Below are 18,087 nucleotides of genomic sequence, written 5' to 3'. Positions count from 1 at the left end.
GATCACAATTCGCTTGTTCGCTCAAGCAGGCTCACGTTGAATAACCCTTTGCGACTTTTTCCGTCAACCGGAGCCAGCATGACTCTTCTCTCTTCCATCCAGCCACGGCCTAAACTCCCGGATGTGGGCACCACGATTTTTTCGGTTATCGGTCAGCTGGCCGCGCAGCATAACGCGATCAATCTGTCGCAGGGTGCGCCAAATTTTCCCTGCGATCCGGCACTGATCGAGGGCGTCAGGCGGGCAATGGAGCAGGGGCTTAACCAGTACTCGCCGATGACCGGGCTGGGAGCGCTGAAAGAGGCGCTGGCCGCCAAGGTCAGCGCGCTTTACGGGCAGGCGTATGATGCCGCCAGCGAAATCCTGATCACCGGCAGCGCCAGCCAGGGCCTTTATTCAGCGATTGCCGCTCTGGTTCATCCTGGCGATGAAGTGATTTTCTTCGAACCCGCGTTTGACAGCTACGCGCCCGTTGTCCGTCTGCAGGGCGCGACACCGGTCGGTCTGAAGCTGAAGGTGCCGGAATTCACTATTGACTGGGATGAAGTGCAGGCTGCCATCACCTCCCGCACGCGGATGATTATTATCAATACGCCACACAATCCGGGCGCGCAGGTGCTGAGCCGTGAGGATCTGGAAAGGCTGGCCGCAATTACCCGCAATACGGATATGGTGGTGCTTTCTGATGAAGTCTATGAGCACATCCTGTTTGATGGCCGGCAGCATCATGGCATGGCGACGCACCCTGAGCTGGCGCAGCGCAGCGTGATTGTCTCGTCCTTTGGCAAGACCTTTCACGTCACCGGCTGGCGGGTCGGCTACTGCCTTGCGCCAGCCGCCATCATGGATGAAGTGGTCAAAAATCATCAGTTTATGATGTACTCCGCCGACACGCCGATGCAGGTCGCCTTTGCCGGTTACCTGCGCCAGCCGGAAAATTACCTCGGTCTGGGGGCGTTCTATCAGCACAAGCGGGATTTGCTGGCCTCGCTGCTTGCCGCATCGCCGTTTCGCCTGCTGCCGTCTGCCGGTTCCTTTTTTATGCTGGCAAGCTATGCGGATTTCAGTGACGAAGCGGACAGCGAAATGGTAAAACGGCTGATTGTCGACTACGGCGTGGCCACCATACCGCTGTCGGCGTTCTACACGGATGGCACTGACAATAAACTGATCCGCCTCTCTTTCGCCAAAGATGAGGCAACGCTGCGGGCGGGTGCGGCAGCGCTTTGCCGGGTAACGGCTCGCTGATAACGAAAACTGAGGGAATGTTGATGAATAAACTGAACGCACTGCTGGTGGCTATTGGTCTGGTATCGTCCCTGACGGCCTTTGCTGATGGGACGCTGCGCTATGGTCTGGAGTCACAATATCCACCGTTTGAGAGCCGCAACGCCGCCGGTGAGCTTGAAGGCTTTGATATTGAGCTGGGCAAGGCCATCTGTCAGGCAGGGAACTTTGACTGTAGCTGGGTGGAAAGCAGTTTCGACGCGCTGATCCCAGGACTGATGGCGAAAAAGTTTGATGCGATCAATTCGGCGATGAATATCACCGAAGCACGGATGAAAAGCATCGCGTTTACCCAGCCGATCTACCGTATCCCAAGCCAGCTTATCGCAAAAAAAGCGGAGAATCTGAAGCCGGATGCGGACGCGCTGAAGGGCAAAAATATCGGCGTGCTGCAGGGATCTATTCAGGAAACCTTTGCTAAAAAACACTGGGAAACGCGCGGTGTGACCGTGACGTCTTATCAGGATCAGAATCAGGTCTATAACGATATGCTTGCCGGTCGTCTCGACGGCACGCTGGTGATGTCTGCGGCCGGACAGTCCGCTTTCCTTGATAAGCCGCAGGGGAAAGCGTACAGCTTCGCCGGTGGACCCGTTGAGGATGAAGGCGTGCTTGGCGTAGGGATCGGCTTCGGGCTGCGTAAAGATGATGCCGGGCTGAAACAGGCGCTGGATGCCGCCATCGCAAAAGTTCAGGCGGATGGCACCGTCACTAACCTGGCGGCAAAATTCTTCCCCGGTATCGACGTCAGCGTGAAATAGCCGCAGCGGGAACCCGACGAAGAGAGAGGAATGAATGGACGCCGGAAGGCGTCCATTTTTTTACTTTTTACTTTTTACTTTTCCGCCGCCAGAAGGCAGAGCTTCTCGGCTACCAGATAGGATTTCACAAAGGATGAGACCGGCAGGAACTCAAACTTAGAGTGAAAGTTATGGGCGCCGGTAAAGAAGTTGGGCGTCAGCACTCCTTTTGCTGAAAGCGCGGCGCCGTCCGTGCCGCCGCGCATCGGGATGACCTTAGGCGGAATATCCAGGGCTTCCATCGCACTGAAGATCAGATCGATGGCCCGGCGATCCTCGCCGATCGCATTACTGATATTGCTGTAGGTGTCAGTAATGCTGTGGCTGACGTTGCCTGTCGGATACTGAGCGGCAATTTTTTCCGCCACTTCGGCAATTTTCTGCTTACGCTGTTCAAACGACGCCAGGTCGAAGTCACGAATGGACGCTTTCACTTTCGCTTCGCTGGCATTGGCGACCATATCATTAAACCAGACGTAGCCCTCACGCCCTTCAGTATGCTCGGGCGTCTGCTGGCGATCGAAATGGCTGATATAGTCCAGCGCCATCAGCAGCGGATTAACCAGCACGCCTTTACCGGACATCGGGTGCGCGGTCACGCCGGTGAAGGTGATTTCTGCTGCTGCGGCATTGAAGTTCTCAAAAACAACCTCACCCAGCTCGCAGCAGTCGATCGTCCAGGCAAAATCGACGTTGAAACGCGTCTCCAGATCGAGCGCCTTGGCGCCGCGCAGGCCGATCTCTTCATCCGGCACAAAGGCCACCACGATATCGCCATGCGGCATCTCGTCGGTTAAATTTTCCATCAACGTCATTACTACCGTCACCGCCGCCTTGTTATCCGCGCCAAGTACGCTGGTGCCGTCGCTGAAAATAATCTCCTCGCCAGGATAGGCGGCAATTTCAGGATGTTCAGCGGTGCGCAGCCAGATATCTTTATCGCGGTTAAGGCAGAGGTCGCTGCCTTCGTAGCGCAGAATTTGCGGGTGGATATGGGGTGATAGTCCGACATCCACGGTATCGATATGCGTAATAAAGCCGATGCGCGGTGCGCCGGGGCGGTTGCCCGGTTTGACCGCCGTAACGGTAGCATGGTCATCAATCACCACATCCTGTAACCCCAGCGCGCGAAGTTCGTCAGCCAGCATCTTTGCCATCTCATGTTGTTCTGGCGTACTGGGAAGCTCGGTGGCCGTCGCATCGCTCTGGCTGGTGACGGAAAGATAGCGAAAGAAGCGTGAAGTCAGCTGATTAGCCAGTGCCTGATTCATTCTGGTTTCCTGTGGTCTGTCCTGAGGGTGTTTATTATTATTTGAGCGTGTAGCGTGGGGGACGGGTTTCAGCAGACGCCAAAATCGCCATCTTCATGATAGAGATTGACCGACGCCGCCGGCACCTCGATTTCCTTTTTATCAGGATCGTCTACCCGGGCACAAAACAGCATCTCATCCTTCACCTGCAGTACCACCATTTTCGGCCCGCCGGTTTTTGACTGCACTACATCGTCTTGTTTAAACATCGCTTTCTCCTCGTGAGTGTATTCCTATTAACGGTCACAGGGTGAGCAATTGCAAGCCTTTCTCCGGCGAAGCGCTGAGAAGTCACTATACTGAATACCTATGATAAACAAACGGGAGGACAAACATGACCATTCATAAGAAAGGGCAGGCTCACTGGGAAGGTGATATCAAGCAGGGTAAAGGCACAATCACCACCGAAAGCGGTGCGCTGAAAGCACAGCCTTATGGCTTTAACACCCGTTTTGAAGGTAAGCCAGGCACCAACCCTGAAGAACTGATCGGCGCGGCGCATGCGGCCTGTTTTTCAATGGCGCTCTCGCTGATGCTGGGCAATGAAGGCTATGTGCCGGAAAGTATCGATACCGAAGCGGATGTGTCGCTGGTGAAATCGGGCGACGGCTTTAAAATTGATGCCATCGCGCTGAAGTGCCAGGTCAAACTGCCAGGCATTGAGGACGGCGCCTTTGATAAAATTATCAATCAGGCGAAAGAGGGCTGCCCGGTTTCACAACTGGTCAATGCCGATATCTCTCTCGACTATACGCTTAACTGATCCCCGCCAGTTTCCTCCCCCGCCCGTCAGGGCGGGGCGACTTTCGCCTTTTTCTGTGCGTTACCCAGCAATTCCCTGAATAATAAGAAAAAACGATAGCTCAATGTGGCTGTTTTTCTGGCTACCCGTATCGATCGCGTTTAGATTGTTACTGTCTGGACAGACATAAAACAACGATAACGCGAGGACGGAGATGAGAAAATCAGTACTGAGAACGACCATAGCCGCACTGACGCTGGCGGTTGCCTCTGGGGCAGCGGCAAAAACGCTGGTGTTCTGCTCAGAAGGGTCGCCAGAAAACTTCAATCCGCAACTTTACACTTCTGGCACCAGCGTTGATGCGAGTGCCGTACCTATCTATAACCGGCTGGTGGATTTCAAACTGGGGACCACCGAACTGATTCCAAGCCTCGCAGAGCGCTGGGAGATAAGTGAAGATGGTAAGGTTTATACCTTTCATCTGCGCAAGGGCGTGAAGTTTCATAGTAACAGCGCGTTCAAACCGACGCGGGATTTCAATGCCGATGACGTTATCTTCTCCTTTATGCGCCAGAAGGATAAGAATAACCCCTATCACAATGTCTCCAGCGGCACCTACGCCAACTTTGAAAGCCTGGAGTTCGGTTCGCTAATTCAGCGTATTGATAAAGTAGATGACAACACGGTCCGCTTTACGCTGTCCCACGCAGAAGCGCCATTCCTGGCCGATCTGGGCTGGTATTTCGCCTCCATACTTTCCGCCGAATATGCGGATGTGATGCTGAAAGCGGGTACGCCGGAAAAAGTGGATCAGGACCCGATCGGCACTGGTCCCTTCATGCTGGCGAAATATCAGAAAGATTCCCGCATTCTCTATCGCGCCTTCCCCGACTACTGGCAGGGAAAAGCGAAACTCGACAGGCTGGTCTTCTCAATCACGCCGGATGCTTCAGTACGTTATGCCAAGCTGGAAAAAAACGAGTGTCAGGTAATGCCTTTTCCGAATCCGGCAGATCTGAAGCGGATGCAGGAGAATAAAGATATCACGCTGATGCAGAAGGCCGGACTCAACACCGGCTTTCTGGCTTTCAACACCCAGAAAGCGCCGCTGGATAACGTAAAAGTGCGTCAGGCGCTGACCATGGCGATCAATAAACCGGCAATCATTGAAGCTGTTTTCCAGGGAACCGGCACCGTGGCGAAAAATCTGCTGCCGCCTGGCGTCTGGAGCGCGGCAAAAGATCTGCAAGATTACGACTACGATCCGGAAAAAGCCAAAGCGCTGCTGAAAGAAGCGGGTATCGCGCCCGGCACTGCTATCGACCTCTGGGCGATGCCGGTACAGCGACCTTATAACCCGAACGCCCGCCGCATGGCCGAAATGATCCAGGCCGACTGGGCGAAAGTAGGGGTGAAAGCCAATATCGTCAGCTTCGAATGGGGGGAGTATCTCAAGCGGGTGAAAGGCGGCGAGCATCAGGCGGCGCTGATGGGCTGGACGACCGCGACCGGCGATCCGGATAACTTCTTCGGCCCGCTGTTCAGCTGCACCTCCGCCAACGGCGGCTCCAACTCGTCGAAATGGTGCTATAAGCCGTTCGAGACGGTGATCACTGAGGCCCGCGCAGAGCAGGATCATAATAAACGCATCCAGCTCTATCAGCAGGCTCAGGAGATTATGCATGAGCAGGCACCGGCGGTAATGATTGCCCACTCAACCATTTTCGAGCCGGTAAGAAAAGAAGTCAGCGGCTACGAAATTGACCCGTTCGGCAAGCATATTTTCTATCAGGTAGATATCAAGTAATCATCAGGCCCGCTGGCTATCCAGCGGGCTTTTTCAGCCAGGTCACCGTTGCTCTTGTCACCGCGAAGTTGCCCGCCGTGACAGACCGGCCCCGGAACGGCAGGGCATGTCACGGCTTATCAATACTGCAAATAGGCCACATGCGTTTGGAGGTACTCCTCCAGTCCATGGCGACCATCGGCGCCACCGATGCCGGATTTACGCCAGCCGGCGTGGAATCCCTGCATCGCCTCGAAGTTCTCCCGGTTGACGTAGGTTTCACCGCATTTCAGCTGCTTTAACGCACGCAGTGTGGTAATCAGGTCGCGGGTATAGAGAGAAGAGGTAAGCCCATATTCGCTGTCATTGGCGAGCGCAATCGCTTCCTCCAGCGTGTCAAATTTCATTACCGGCAATACCGGCCCGAACGTCTCTTCCCGCATGATATCCATCTCCTGACGCACGTCAGTCAGCAGCGTGGGCTCGAAAAAGAAACCGCTGTCGCCGCTGCGTTTCCCGCCGCAGACCAGCGTGGCACCCTGTTCCAGCGATCTGGCGACTTTTTGTTCCATGCGCGTCAGCGCCTCAGCGGAAATCAACGGTCCCATATCAATATCGTCGCGGCTGGCCGGATCGCCGCTGGTGACCGCCCCGAATGCCACTTCAAGCCGTTTCACCATCTCATCATAGACGCCAGCCTGCACGTATAACCGCTCCGCACAGTTACATACTTGCCCGGTATTGATCATGCGTGAGCTGACAATCGCTTTTACCGCCAGGTCCAGATCCGCATCGTTCATCACGATGGCTGGCGCCTTACCGCCCAGTTCCAGCGACACTTTTGTGATGTTATCCGCCGCCGCTTTGAGGGTAGCTATTCCCGCATTGACGCTGCCCGTCAGGCTGAGCAAGCCAACTTTAGGATTTTCGGCCAGCGCCTGACCGACCTGTGGACCGTATCCGGTCACCAGATTGAAAACGCCCGGCGGCAGGCCGAGTTCGTTGACGATGTCGGCAAACAGCATCGCGTTATTCGGCGTCAGTTCGCTCGGTTTAATCACGATGGTATTGCCTGTCACCAGCGCGGGTGCAGCTTTGCGGGCAATCAGAAAGAAAGGAAAGTTCCAGGGCAGAATGCCTGCCGTCACGCCAATCGCCTTTTTGAACACCAGGATCGTTTCATCCTGGCGGTCGCTTTGCAGGATTTCTCCTTCATAGCGGCGCGCCCATTCGGCCATATAGTCAAGATAGTCGGCGGTAAACAGCACTTCAGTCTGCGCCAGCTGCTGCGTTTTGCCGCCTTCGGCGACGATCGTGGCCGCAATCTCAGGTTCACGACGGCGGATCTCAGTGGCGATCTTATGCAGCCACTGACCGCGCTCCACGGCAGGAAGTGCTTCCCAGCCCGGCTGTGCGGCTTCGGCGGCATCTACGGCCCGGCCAGCATCCTCGCGCTCGCCTTCAGGAATGCGGGAGAGCAGCGCGCCGGTAGCAGGATTGATCACCTCAATCCAGCGATCGCTGCGATTTTCGACAAACTGCCCGTTAATGTAATGGCGATGTTGTGTGACAGACATGGCGTATTCTCCGTGAACGTTTTTTTATAGGGTGGTTAAGCAAATGTTGCATCGAAAAATAGTCGCCTGTCCCCGGCCAAATGACCTTTCTGTCGCTGCCAGTCATCTCAGAAAGCTGGCAGGGAAAAGAAGAAGTGGGGGACAACAGCGGTAATTAATGAATTTAAAAGCAAATCACAGTGCGGATTTCGATTTGTGTTAAGGGGAAACATTCAGAGTAGTGAAGTGTGATCGCAGAGGGCAGAAGGCGCTGTATTTTGCCAGTCTGCGGGGGGGCCGGGCAGCCAGCCTAAGGTGGCGGTGCTGCGATCCTCCGTAGACTCCTTCCTTCCGGGAATTTTACCCCCAACGAAGGAACAGAATCATGAGTGAAGCTATCTTGTCCGGCATACTCTGGCATCTGGTGGGCGCCGCAAGCGCTGCCTGCTTCTACGCGCCGTTTAAAAAAGTGCGTAACTGGTCATGGGAGACCATGTGGTCTGTGGGCGGCGTGATGTCATGGATCATTCTGCCCTGGGCCGTCAGCGCGGTGCTGCTGCCCAACTTCTGGGCTTACTACAGCAGCTTTTCGATTGCGCAACTGACGCCGGTATTTTTGTTTGGCGCGATGTGGGGCATCGGGAATATCAACTACGGTCTGACGATGCGTTATCTGGGCATGTCGATGGGAATAGGCATCGCCATCGGTATCACGCTGGTGGTCGGCACGCTGATGACGCCACTACTTCAGGGGCGTTTCGTGGAACTTTTCAGTTCAGCGGGTGGACGACTCACGCTGCTGGGGGTGCTGGTCGCCCTGATTGGCGTCGCCATCGTCTCCCGGGCTGGTCTGATGAAAGAGCGGGCGATGGGGATCACCGCTGAAGAGTTCAATCTTAAGAAAGGGCTAATGCTGGCAGTGCTCTGTGGCGTTTTTTCGGCGGGCATGTCTTTTGCGATGGATGCTGCAAAACCGATGCATGAGGCGGCGGCGGCGCTGGGCATCGATCCGCTCTACGTTGCGCTGCCGAGCTATGTGGTGATCATGGGCGGTGGGGCAGTGATCAATCTGGGATTCTGTTTTTACCGGCTGGCGACCCAGTCCAGCCTGTCGGTTAAGGCCGATTTCTCAGTCGTGAAAACGCTGCTTATCAGTAATGTACTGCTCTCCGTCCTCGGCGGCACGATGTGGTATCTGCAATTCTTCTTCTACGCCTGGGGACACGCCCGCATCCCGGCGCAGTATGACTTCATCAGCTGGATGCTGCATATGAGCTTCTACGTATTGTGCGGCGGACTGGTTGGTCTGGTGCTGAAGGAGTGGAAAAATGTGGGGCGCCGCCCGGTTGGCGTCCTCTGCGGCGGCTGCATCGTGATTATTCTTGCGGCAAATATTGTTGGCATGGGCATGATGTCCTGAGTGCGGTTTACCCCTTCACTTCACCTTCATGCCGGGTTGCATGTTTTCGCGATCCGGCATGCACAAACTGCTGGCGGAATGCGCTTGGCGTTATACCGCTTTCGCGGGTGAACACCACCGAAAAGTAATTGCTGTCGTCAAAGCCGCAGCGGGCCGCCACTTCGCCAATCAGGCAGTCGCTGCTGCGCAGCAGATATTTTGCCCGACAGAGCTGAAGCTGACGCACATAATGGCCAGGCGTCATCCCCGTCTGCTGTCGAAACAGATGCTTCAGGGCGCGTTCGGAGAGCTGATGCTGTTCGCAGAACGCACTGAGGTCAAAAGGGGCGGCCAACTGTCCCTGGATCGCCGACATCAGCAAATCCATCTGCTCACCTTCGGGAAGCTGCCAGGCACAATTGGTCATATAGCGATGACGCTGAAGGATCAGTATCAGCTGTAAAAACAGCGCCTCGGTCAGCTGACAGGAAAGCCGGTCGCTCTTGCGACTCTCCTGACTTAACTGCTGAATCACCCCACGCGCCAGCGCTAGCCCCCGGGTAGTGAGCCGCCAGCTGTGCTGATCGTCCGGCGGAATAAACTGCTGCCAGCTCATCTCCAGCGTAAAGCGCTCAGGACAGTAAATAATATTATCCAGCACCAGATCGTTGACCGACTCATAGCTGTGACAATCCTCCGGCCGGAGGTAAAACAGATCGCCACAAGTGATAACCCAGGGGCGCTCGTTCATCACATGCAGGCCGTTTCCGCGCCAGACAATCACCAGCTCGCTGAACTCGTGAACGTGTGGCGGAAACGAGGACTGGGGGGCGCGGTCGGCAACGGCGACCGGCATCAGGTCTGAGGGGAAATAGTCGGCTCTTGCCAGGCGCAGGGGTTGGATCACGGCTTACCTCACAGGTCATTTTGCCTGATGGTACGCGGAGAAGTGCCAAACTCGCGCTTAAAGAGCGTGGAAAAGTGATTGCTGTCACCAAATCCGCACTGAAAAGCGATATCGGTAATGCGCATCTCGCTATGGCGCAGCAGATGACGCGCCTGCAACAGCCTGAGCTGATTAAGGTAGCGCTGCGGCGTACTGCCGGTCTGCTGTTTCAGCTGGCGGTGCAGGGTGCGCAGCGACAGCGAGAATTTTTCGGCCAGGGATTCCCAGTCCACCTCCTCACTGTAGTGATCGGAGAGCCAGTCCAGCAGCTGCCGCAGACGGCCATCCTGATCGTCGCTGGCCGCTTCGCGACACCCTTTACGCAACAGCATCAGTAACTGCATGAATGTCATCTCCTGCTGTGCACAACTGTCCATGCAGGCCGGGGAGGCCGGCACTTCCAGCGCCTGAATGAGATTTTTGACCTGGCCGAGCACCTTACTGCTGATGCGCCAGTGGGAAGGGTAGCTGCCCGCCTGCTCCTGAGGCAGAAGATGATGGAAGCCCGTGATAAAGCGAAACGCTTCTGGCCCGCGATAGAGCACGTTGGTCAGAATGAGCTGGTCGGTCTTCTCATAAAGATGGCGATCGTGGTCGCGTACAAAACAGACACAGCCGCCGCACAGGGGTTGAGGCTCGCCGTTGAAAACGTGGATCCCCGCGCCCTGTTCAACTATCACAATCTCGTGAAAATCGTCGTGATGGTGCTCGGGAAAAGCGCCCTGTGGGGCCCGGGATTCAATCGCAACCGGCAGGCCACCGCCCGGGAAGAAATCTGCGCTATGTAACACGGTCATGTTTCGTCCTCTTTGCTGGTTTGTGACGAGTCTACCGCCGGGAAGCGTAAACCAGCCTTCAATTTTCGACATGAATCGGGCGCAAAAAGGCCCATTTTTCAAGAAACTGCCTACGGGTGCTCAGAAGTGCGCGTCGTGTCACATCCGCTGCCCGCCGTGGGGAAAGGCAAAACTGTGAGCTGATTCACGTTCATCTTTGCCAGGCTGCCAGGCCGTCTGGTGGCCTGGCAGTGGTGGGAAGGTGCCAGAATGACGGCCTTTTAGACTGTGCTTACCGTACTGACAGGAAGCCACGACCATGAGCTTACGAAATTGTGTTGCCGTTGACCTGGGCGCCTCCAGCGGCCGGGTGATGCTGGCGCGCTTTAACACAGAAACTGGCGAACTCTCGCTTGAGGAGATCGCGCGCTGCGTAAATCAGCTGATAACCGTTGACGGACATCAGTGCTGGGATCTCGATGCGCTGGAAGCCTTTATTTTTAGCTCACTGGAAAAGCTGGCCCTGCAGAATGTTGTCCCGGACAGTATCGGCATCGATACCTGGGGCGTCGATTACGTCCTGTTAACTGCGCAGGGCGAACGTGTCGGGCTGCCGGTTTCCTATCGCGACGATCGCACCAGAGGCGTGATGGGCCGGGCGCAGCAGGAACTGGGTAAAGAAGCGATTTATCAGAGGACTGGTATTCAGTTTCTGCCATTCAACACGCTCTATCAGCTCCGGGCGTTATGCGAAAGTCAGTCGACATCGCTGGATACAGTCCGTCACGCCTTATTAATCCCCGATTATTTTCATTTCCGCCTGACCGGCAAGCTGAACTGGGAATATACCAACGCCACCACAACCCAGCTGCTTAATATCCAGAGCGGTGAGTGGGACAACAGACTGCTGGCGTGGGCGGGTGCCGATCCCGAGTGGTTTGGCCCAACCTCGCTTCCAGGCACGGTGGTGGGCAACTGGATGAGCGCCCCGGACAACGCGGTGCCGGTCATTGCCGTGGCCACGCACGATACGGCCAGCGCGGTGATTGCTGCTCCCGTCGCCGGCACCAATGCGGCCTGGCTCAGTTCAGGCACCTGGTCTCTGATGGGGTTTGAAAGCCTGGTGCCTTATACCGATAACGCGGCGCTGGCGGCAAACGTCACTAACGAGGGCGGCGCAGAAGGGCGCTACCGGGTGCTGAAAAATATTATGGGGCTCTGGCTGCTACAGCGCGTATGCGCGGAACTCAATCTTGGTGATCTGGCTTCGCTGGTGGAACAGGCAGCGGCTCAGCCAGCCTGTCGCTCGCTGATTAACCCCAACGATGACCGCTTTATCAATCCGGCCAGTATGGTCTGTGAAATTCAGAATGCCTGCGTGGAGCAGGGAATGCCTGCGCCTGTCGATGCCGCGTCGCTTGCCCGCACGATTTTTGACAGCCTGGCGCTCTATTACCGGCAGGTTCTTCATGAACTGGAAGCGGTGCGCGGTGCCGCATTCAGCTGGCTGCACATCGTTGGCGGCGGCTGTCAGAACCCGCTGCTGAATCAGCTCTGTGCCGATGCCTGCGGTATTCCGGTTATCGCCGGGCCGGTGGAGGCCTCGACGCTGGGCAATATCGGTAGCCAGCTGATCGCGGCTGGCGCGGTGCAGGACGTGCCGCATTTCCGCCAGCTGATTAAACAAAATTTCCATCTCAAAACATTTACCCCTCACGCCAGTGACGTTTACCGCCAGCACTGGGCGACGTTCAAGTCACTGACACACACGGTTAAGGAGCTCTGCCTATGACACGCGCAATTGAACAGGCGTTTGAACTCGCCACTCAGCGTTATGCTGAAATCGGTATTGATGTTAAAGCCGCTATGGCGCAAATGGATAAACTGCCCGTTTCTATGCACTGCTGGCAGGGTGATGATGTCCGGGGATTTGAAAACCCGGAGGGAACGCTGACCGGCGGTATTCAGGCGACCGGCAATTATCCGGGGAAAGCGCGCTCGGCCGCTGAACTTCGCGCGGATCTGGATAAGGCCATGTCGCTGATCCCAGGGCCAAAGCGCCTGAACCTGCACGCTATTTATCTGGAAAGTGATTCCCCGGTAGAACGTAACGAAATCCGGCCTGAGCATTTCGCTAACTGGGTGGCATGGGCGAAAGCGAACGCCATCGGACTTGATTTTAACCCGACCTGTTTTTCCCATCCGCTGAGCGCCGATGGCTTTACGCTGGCGCACACCAACCCGGAAATCCGTCAGTTCTGGATTGAGCACTGCAAAGCCAGCCGTAAAATTTCCGCCTCGTTTGGCGAGCAGCTGGGTACCCCTTCGATGATGAACATCTGGGTGCCGGACGGCATGAAAGATGTCACCGTGGATCGTTTCGGGCCTCGCCAGCGCCTGATGCAGTCGCTGGATGAGATTATCAGTGAGAAGCTGAATCCCGCACATCATATCGATGCGGTGGAAAGTAAGCTGTTTGGTATCGGCGCGGAAAGCTATACGGTCGGTTCAAATGAGTTCTGCCTGGGCTACGCCGCCAGCCGCCAGACCGCGCTGACGCTGGATGCAGGCCACTTCCATCCCACGGAAGTTATTTCGGATAAAATCTCCACCGCCATGCTTTATGTGCCGCGTCTGCTGCTGCACGTCAGCCGTCCGGTGCGCTGGGACAGCGATCACGTTGTGCTGCTGGACGATGAAACCCAGGCGATCGCCAGCGAAATCGTGCGGCAGCGTCTGTTTGACAAGGTCCATATCGGTCTCGACTTCTTTGACGCCTCCATTAACCGCATCGCGGCCTGGGTTATCGGCACGCGTAATACCAAAAAGGCGCTGCTGCGTGCGCTGCTGGAGCCGGTAGAACAGCTGCAGGCCCTGGAGCGAGAAGGGGATTACACCGCCAGGCTGGCGCTGCTGGAAGAGCAAAAATCGCTGCCGTGGCAGGCGGTCTGGGATGCCTGGTGCCTGCGCAACGAAGTGCCTACGGGCGCTGACTGGCTAAGCGACGTCCGTGACTATGAACAAACCACACTCAGCCAACGTTAAGGAACACTTCATGCAACAGATTCTGAATTCATGGTTCGTCCAGGGAATGGTAAAAGCGACCGGCGATATGTGGCTGAAAGGCTGGGATGAGCGTAACGGCGGCAACGTCAGCCTGCGCCTGCTGGAAGAGGAAGTTCAGCCTTACGCTGCGGATTTTTATCCCGAGCCCCGTACGGTTGAGCTTACTCAGCCTGCGCCCGCCCTGGCGGGATGCTGGTTTCTGGTTACCGGTTCCGGCAAATTTTTCCGCAACGTGCCGCTCGATCCGGCCGACAGTCTGGTCCTGCTGCGCGTCAGTGGGGACGGGCGCGCCTACAGCATTTACTGGGGGCTGATCAACGGCGGCCTGCCAACCTCCGAGCTGGCTTCCCATTTTCAGTCGCACAGCGTGCGTATGAAAGTCACTAACGGCGCTGACAGGGTGATCATGCACTGCCATGCCACCAACTTTATGTCGCTGAGTTATGTGGTGGATCTTGATTCTGCCAGCTTTACCCGGCTGCTGTGGGAAGGGAGTACCGAATGTCTGGTGGTCTTCCCGGATGGCGTCGGCATCGTTCCCTGGATGGTACCTGGTACCGACGGCATTGGTGAAAAGACCGCAGAGCAGATGGCGTCACACAGTCTGGTGATGTGGCCGTTTCACGGTATCTTTGGCGCCGGACCGACCCTTGATGAGACCTTCGGGCTGATTGACACCGCTGAGAAATCTTCAGAGGTGGTGGTGAAAGTGATCTCGATGGGCGGTATGCGGCAAAGTATCACCACCCAGGAGCTGATTGCGCTGGGCGCACGTTTTGGCGTTAAACCCTGGCAGGCGGCGCTGGAGGCGAGACATTCTCATGTTGCGTAAAGCCTTTGTGATGCAGGTCCATCCCGATCGGCACGAAGAGTATCAGCAACGTCACAATCCGATCTGGCCGGAGCTGGCGGAAACGCTCAAGGCACACGGCGCGCACCACTACAGCATCTTCCTGGATAAACAGCGAAACCTGTTGTTTGCTGTGGTGGAGATTGAATCGGAAGCTCGCTGGAATGCGGTAGCGGAAACAGAAGTCTGCCAGCGCTGGTGGCGTTCAATGTGTGAGCTGATGCCGTCAAATGAGGATTGCAGCCCAATCAGCGAGGAGCTGCTGCCGGTCTTCTATCTGCAATAGAGGTCACCCACACGCAGGGCTGAGCGCATCCGCACTCAGCCCTTTTTCTTTAGCCGTTGATCCGCAGCTGTGGATAGCGCCGCATACTCCAGGCGCACCAGGCGAGTGAAAACAGCCCGATGAGGCCACCGGCATAGCCGATATTCTCCATATGCAGATGCAGACTCACCTGATTCCCCAACAGCGCGCCGCCGCCAATGCCCAGGTTATAGATCCCTGACATCAGCGACATCGCGACATCCGTGGCGTCGGGGGCCAGGGCCAGCACGCGTACCTGCACTGCCAGACCGATAATCATCATCGACATGCCCCAGATAATACAGAGCACCGAAATAGCCACGCTGTGCGTTGCCGCCAGAAATAACGTCAGCATACTGACTGAAATTAAGGCGATAGCCGCCAGCAAAAACGTTGCCGGAAACTTATTTCCCAGCGCGCTGAATAACAGGCTGCCGATAATGCCCGCTGCGCCAAATATCAGCAGCAGGAAAGTGGTGAAATTATCGCCCATTGCGGCAACGCTCTGAATAAAGGGTTCAATATAGCTGTAGGCGGTGTAATGGGCGGTTACCACTACGGCAATCAGTATATAGAGCGACACCAGCGCCGGACGTCTGAATAACATCGGGACGCTTTTCAGCGAGCCGCTGTGTTCGCTCGGCAGCTTTGGCAACAGTCTGGCCAGGCAGATCAGGGTTACCAGCGCCACGGCGCCGATAATGCCAAAGGTCATTCGCCAGCCAAGGTACTGGCCAATCAGGCGACCCACAGGCAGACCAAGCACCATCGCCAGCGCGGTACCGGTGGCCAGCATGCTCAGCGCCTGGGTCTTTTTGCCGGCTGGCGCAACACGGATCGCCAGCGATGCGGTGATCGACCAGAATATGGCGTGCGACAGCGCTATTCCGATACGGGAAATCACCAGAACGTTAAAGCTCCAGGCAAAGGTGGAGAGGATATGACTGCCAACGAACAGCAAAAAGATCGCAATCAGCAGGAAACGCCGTTCGACCTCACGCGTCAGTAACATCATCGGCAGTGACATCAATGCCACCACCCAGGCATAGATCGTCAGCATCAACCCGACCTGGGCCGTTTTCATCGAAAAACTGGCGGCAATATCGGAAAGCAGGCCGACCGGTGCAAATTCAGTGGTGTTAAAAATAAAGGCGGCGATGGCTAACATAATGACGCGTAGCCAGGCCGTTCTGCGTGAAACGTTATTAGATTGCATTGATATTAACTGATTGTTGATTAAAGGTTAATTTCGCCCGGGCGAAATTAGAAGACTGATACATATTGTCTTTTATTTATCAGGCTGATGACATGAAAATATTTTCTTTTTTGTAAACAGGATCATGGACCGCCGGTCGAGACAGGCGGTCTTTGTTAAAAAAAGATAATCAGCGGCGTACGAAGGGATAAAGCCTCGCCTGTTGGGCTTGAGGTCAAGCCGCTGGCCTGCATTATCAGCCTGTACCGCGATCCTGATTCACGGCACTTATCTTTACTTTAGGCCCGGAGAGCAGGGCAAACCGGTACCTTGCGGCAGATGAGCCTTGCAAGTTGTATCTTCAACAGCTGCTGGCGGTTTCCGCAACAGCGGCCAGGCTTAATACAATCCGGTCCGTTACCGGTATTGACGCGAGGTGAGTATGCAAAAGTTATATGGCGCGCCGGGTTGGGGCTCGGCCATCAGTGAGATCATGTTTACCCTGGCCGGGGAGGCTTACCAGCTTATCGACGTGGAAGGTTTCGATCGTCCCGGCCCCGCCCGCGACAGGCTGATCGCCCTGAACCCACTTTGTCAGGTGCCGACGCTGGTACGCGACGATGGGACTGTACTGACCGAGAGTGCGGCTATCGCGCTGGTGCTGCTGGATGAAAATCCCCATCTCGCGCCTGCCGCCGGGACGACACAGCGCGCGCAGTTTTACCGGTTACTTATCTGGCTGGTGTCTAACGTTTACGCCACGCTAACCTACGGTGATTATCCGCAACGCTGGGTGAATCACTCCCCTGACGAGTTGACGGCATCAACCGATCGCCATCGCGAGCATCTCTACCTCTGGCTGGAAGCGCAGGCGGGTGAAGGGCCTTTCTGGTTTGGCGAGCAGATAAGCCTGCTTGACGCCTATTTTCCCGTTCTGGTCAGCTGGAAACCGCGCCAGGCGTGGTTCCACCAGCATGCGCCGCGAATTACCCGCATTGCGGAGAATGTCAGAGCGCGTCCGGAGCTTGAAAGGGTGCTCCGGGCTAATCATCTTTTGCTCTAATTATACTTTTCAGGGCAGCAGTAAACGCTTACGAATCGCTCATTCAGGCGCTTATTGTCCGGTGATGGTTTGATGAGGTCGGCAGCAGGCCTGGTTAAGCACAATATACGGCAAAAAATGTCGCTATTGCGGATAACGTCCGCCAACGTGCAAAACTTAACTGTTTCATAACAGTCTGTGACGCATTGCCATAATCCCATATTTTTCATAGTGATAAAGGGAATAGCAGTAATCGCTTAAGCCGGATCTTCTAAAAAGTAACAATATTTGTTATATTAACCGAACGCTATTTTTCTTAGTTGACTGATTTTCAAGGCTTTTTAAGAGCACCGCTCAAACGGTGATGCACAGCTAAAAGCAAGGATCTGAACATGCTTGATATTCGTTTTCCTACAGCCTTACACATGGTGCTCAGCGTGGCCCAGGCGGAGCGGGAAGGTAAACGCAGCACCAGCAAAATTCTGGCAATGGGCCTTGAGGCCAATCCCAGCTTCGTCCGCAAGATGATGGTGCCGCTGACCCGCGATGGCATTATTGTCTCCACGCTTGGCCGCACCGGCACTATTCGCCTGGGCCGTCCGGCCGAAGAGATCACATTGTGTGATATTTATCTTTCGGTACTGGAAGATAAGCCGCTGCTGGCAGGGCGTCCGGAAGTGCCGGCCCGCTGCCTGGTGAGCGCCAATACCTGCTGGTTCTTTAAGGAGCTGGCGCGTGAAGCAGAGCAGGCTTCGCTCAACGTGCTGGCCAAACGTACGGTAGCGGATGCGCTGACTGAGATTTACGAGCGTGACCGCCGTAATCCGGAAGGCAGCTGCGAGGCATTATTAGCGCGCGAAGAGGCAGATTCTTAACTCTGCTTATTCCGACGAAAGGGCGGTCAACGCAACGTTGTCCGCCCTTTTTTGATCCGCTATTTTTTTGAAACGTACCACGGCGCTAGCCCTTTACCGGGAAGGCTATAACGACAGGGACTGAGATACAAAAAAAGGGGAAGCAAACCGCTT

General features: G+C 55.7%; 17 protein-coding genes. 11 read left to right on the top strand and 6 right to left on the bottom strand.

Going from position 1 to position 18,087, the window contains the following annotated elements; translation table 11 throughout:
• Window positions 1-78 precede the first annotated feature (78 nt).
• Entirely contained in the window at window positions 79-1,248 is a 1,170-nt protein-coding gene (locus EA20_RS0117835) for a methionine aminotransferase (RefSeq protein WP_024968121.1), read from the top strand.
• Window positions 1,249-1,271: 23 nt separating this feature from the next.
• Window positions 1,272-2,048 (top strand): transporter substrate-binding domain-containing protein, encoded by a 777-nt coding sequence (locus EA20_RS0117830; protein ID WP_024968120.1) that lies wholly within the window; start codon window positions 1,272-1,274, stop codon window positions 2,046-2,048.
• 74 nt (window positions 2,049-2,122) lie between these two features.
• On the opposite strand, the gene pepT is transcribed toward EA20_RS0117830, so the two are convergent.
• On the bottom strand, window positions 2,123-3,358 hold the full coding sequence (gene pepT / locus EA20_RS0117825; protein ID WP_024968119.1) for a peptidase T: 1,236 nt from the start codon (window positions 3,356-3,358) through the stop codon (window positions 2,123-2,125).
• Window positions 3,359-3,426: 68 nt separating this feature from the next.
• A complete protein-coding gene (locus tag EA20_RS0117820; protein ID WP_024968118.1) occupies window positions 3,427-3,606 on the bottom strand; it encodes a hypothetical protein in 180 nt (59 codons plus the stop codon).
• Window positions 3,607-3,731: 125 nt separating this feature from the next.
• On the opposite strand from EA20_RS0117820, the gene EA20_RS0117815 reads away from it, so the two are divergent.
• Entirely contained in the window at window positions 3,732-4,160 is a 429-nt protein-coding gene (locus EA20_RS0117815) for an OsmC family protein (RefSeq protein WP_024968117.1), read from the top strand.
• 193 nt (window positions 4,161-4,353) lie between these two features.
• On the top strand, window positions 4,354-5,946 hold the full coding sequence (locus tag EA20_RS0117810; RefSeq protein WP_024968116.1) for an ABC transporter substrate-binding protein: 1,593 nt from the start codon (window positions 4,354-4,356) through the stop codon (window positions 5,944-5,946).
• A gap of 119 nt (window positions 5,947-6,065) precedes the next feature.
• On the opposite strand, the gene aldA is transcribed toward EA20_RS0117810, so the two are convergent.
• Window positions 6,066-7,502: an aldehyde dehydrogenase gene (aldA, locus tag EA20_RS0117805; protein ID WP_024968115.1), complete on the bottom strand. Its 1,437-nt coding sequence runs from the start codon at window positions 7,500-7,502 to the stop codon at window positions 6,066-6,068.
• Between the two features lie 364 nt (window positions 7,503-7,866).
• Between aldA and rhaT the strand changes: the two genes are divergently transcribed.
• Window positions 7,867-8,901: an L-rhamnose/proton symporter RhaT gene (rhaT, locus tag EA20_RS0117800; protein ID WP_024968114.1), complete on the top strand. Its 1,035-nt coding sequence runs from the start codon at window positions 7,867-7,869 to the stop codon at window positions 8,899-8,901.
• 7 nt (window positions 8,902-8,908) lie between these two features.
• On the opposite strand, the gene rhaR is transcribed toward rhaT, so the two are convergent.
• Complete coding sequence (gene rhaR, locus EA20_RS0117795; RefSeq protein WP_152540254.1) at window positions 8,909-9,787, bottom strand: HTH-type transcriptional activator RhaR; 879 nt, start codon at window positions 9,785-9,787, stop codon at window positions 8,909-8,911.
• A gap of 8 nt (window positions 9,788-9,795) precedes the next feature.
• Complete coding sequence (rhaS, locus tag EA20_RS0117790) at window positions 9,796-10,623, bottom strand: HTH-type transcriptional activator RhaS (protein WP_024968112.1); 828 nt, start codon at window positions 10,621-10,623, stop codon at window positions 9,796-9,798.
• A gap of 298 nt (window positions 10,624-10,921) precedes the next feature.
• On the opposite strand from rhaS, the gene rhaB reads away from it, so the two are divergent.
• The 4 genes from rhaB to rhaM are packed head-to-tail and all read left to right on the top strand — an operon-like array spanning window position 10,922 to window position 14,804.
• Window positions 10,922-12,394, top strand: coding sequence for a rhamnulokinase (gene rhaB / locus EA20_RS0117780; protein ID WP_024968111.1), 1,473 nt, complete (start codon window positions 10,922-10,924; stop codon window positions 12,392-12,394).
• Window positions 12,391-13,647, top strand: coding sequence for an L-rhamnose isomerase (locus EA20_RS0117775; RefSeq protein WP_024968110.1), 1,257 nt, complete (start codon window positions 12,391-12,393; stop codon window positions 13,645-13,647). Before rhaB ends, EA20_RS0117775 begins: the two co-directional genes overlap by 4 nt.
• 10 nt (window positions 13,648-13,657) lie before the next feature.
• Entirely contained in the window at window positions 13,658-14,500 is an 843-nt protein-coding gene (gene rhaD / locus EA20_RS0117770) for a rhamnulose-1-phosphate aldolase (protein WP_024968109.1), read from the top strand.
• Window positions 14,490-14,804, top strand: coding sequence for an L-rhamnose mutarotase (gene rhaM / locus EA20_RS0117765; protein ID WP_024968108.1), 315 nt, complete (start codon window positions 14,490-14,492; stop codon window positions 14,802-14,804). The genes rhaD and rhaM overlap by 11 nt, the downstream gene beginning before the upstream one ends.
• A 49-nt stretch (window positions 14,805-14,853) precedes the next feature.
• Here rhaM and EA20_RS0117760 read toward each other — a convergent pair whose 3' ends face one another.
• The gene (locus tag EA20_RS0117760) at window positions 14,854-16,038 is read right to left on the bottom strand and encodes a sugar transporter (RefSeq protein ID WP_024968107.1); all 1,185 of its coding nucleotides are present in this window, start codon (window positions 16,036-16,038) and stop codon (window positions 14,854-14,856) included.
• A 421-nt stretch (window positions 16,039-16,459) separates the two neighbouring features.
• Between EA20_RS0117760 and EA20_RS0117755 the strand changes: the two genes are divergently transcribed.
• Both EA20_RS0117755 and EA20_RS0117750 read left to right on the top strand, forming a co-directional pair.
• Entirely contained in the window at window positions 16,460-17,080 is a 621-nt protein-coding gene (locus EA20_RS0117755; RefSeq protein WP_024968106.1) for a glutathione S-transferase family protein, read from the top strand.
• 371 nt (window positions 17,081-17,451) lie between these two features.
• On the top strand, window positions 17,452-17,934 hold the full coding sequence (locus EA20_RS0117750; protein ID WP_024968105.1) for an Rrf2 family transcriptional regulator: 483 nt from the start codon (window positions 17,452-17,454) through the stop codon (window positions 17,932-17,934).
• The last annotated feature ends 153 nt before the right edge of the window (window positions 17,935-18,087 follow it).

It is taken from the genome of Pantoea sp. IMH, assembly GCF_000599885.1.
GTDB lineage: Bacteria > Pseudomonadota > Gammaproteobacteria > Enterobacterales > Enterobacteriaceae > Erwinia.
The sequence above is the reverse complement of the archived record's forward strand: the minus strand, read 5'-3'. Positions and strand labels throughout refer to the sequence as shown.

Bases quoted from the DNA above. Each gene is read 5' to 3' on its own strand.
- EA20_RS0117835 (WP_024968121.1), top strand. From the start codon at position 79: ATGACTCTTCTCTCTTCCATCCAGCCACGGCCTAAACTCCCGGATGTG.
- EA20_RS0117830 (WP_024968120.1), top strand. From the start codon at position 1,272: ATGAATAAACTGAACGCACTGCTGGTGGCTATTGGTCTGGTATCGTCC.
- pepT (WP_024968119.1), bottom strand. From the start codon at position 3,358: ATGAATCAGGCACTGGCTAATCAGCTGACTTCACGCTTCTTTCGCTAT.
- EA20_RS0117820 (WP_024968118.1), bottom strand. From the start codon at position 3,606: ATGTTTAAACAAGACGATGTAGTGCAGTCAAAAACCGGCGGGCCGAAA.
- EA20_RS0117815 (WP_024968117.1), top strand. From the start codon at position 3,732: ATGACCATTCATAAGAAAGGGCAGGCTCACTGGGAAGGTGATATCAAG.
- EA20_RS0117810 (WP_024968116.1), top strand. From the start codon at position 4,354: ATGAGAAAATCAGTACTGAGAACGACCATAGCCGCACTGACGCTGGCG.
- aldA (WP_024968115.1), bottom strand. From the start codon at position 7,502: ATGTCTGTCACACAACATCGCCATTACATTAACGGGCAGTTTGTCGAA.
- rhaT (WP_024968114.1), top strand. From the start codon at position 7,867: ATGAGTGAAGCTATCTTGTCCGGCATACTCTGGCATCTGGTGGGCGCC.
- rhaS (WP_024968112.1), bottom strand. From the start codon at position 10,623: ATGACCGTGTTACATAGCGCAGATTTCTTCCCGGGCGGTGGCCTGCCG.
- rhaB (WP_024968111.1), top strand. From the start codon at position 10,922: ATGAGCTTACGAAATTGTGTTGCCGTTGACCTGGGCGCCTCCAGCGGC.
- EA20_RS0117775 (WP_024968110.1), top strand. From the start codon at position 12,391: ATGACACGCGCAATTGAACAGGCGTTTGAACTCGCCACTCAGCGTTAT.
- rhaD (WP_024968109.1), top strand. From the start codon at position 13,658: ATGCAACAGATTCTGAATTCATGGTTCGTCCAGGGAATGGTAAAAGCG.
- rhaM (WP_024968108.1), top strand. From the start codon at position 14,490: ATGTTGCGTAAAGCCTTTGTGATGCAGGTCCATCCCGATCGGCACGAA.
- EA20_RS0117760 (WP_024968107.1), bottom strand. From the start codon at position 16,038: ATGCAATCTAATAACGTTTCACGCAGAACGGCCTGGCTACGCGTCATT.
- EA20_RS0117755 (WP_024968106.1), top strand. From the start codon at position 16,460: ATGCAAAAGTTATATGGCGCGCCGGGTTGGGGCTCGGCCATCAGTGAG.
- EA20_RS0117750 (WP_024968105.1), top strand. From the start codon at position 17,452: ATGCTTGATATTCGTTTTCCTACAGCCTTACACATGGTGCTCAGCGTG.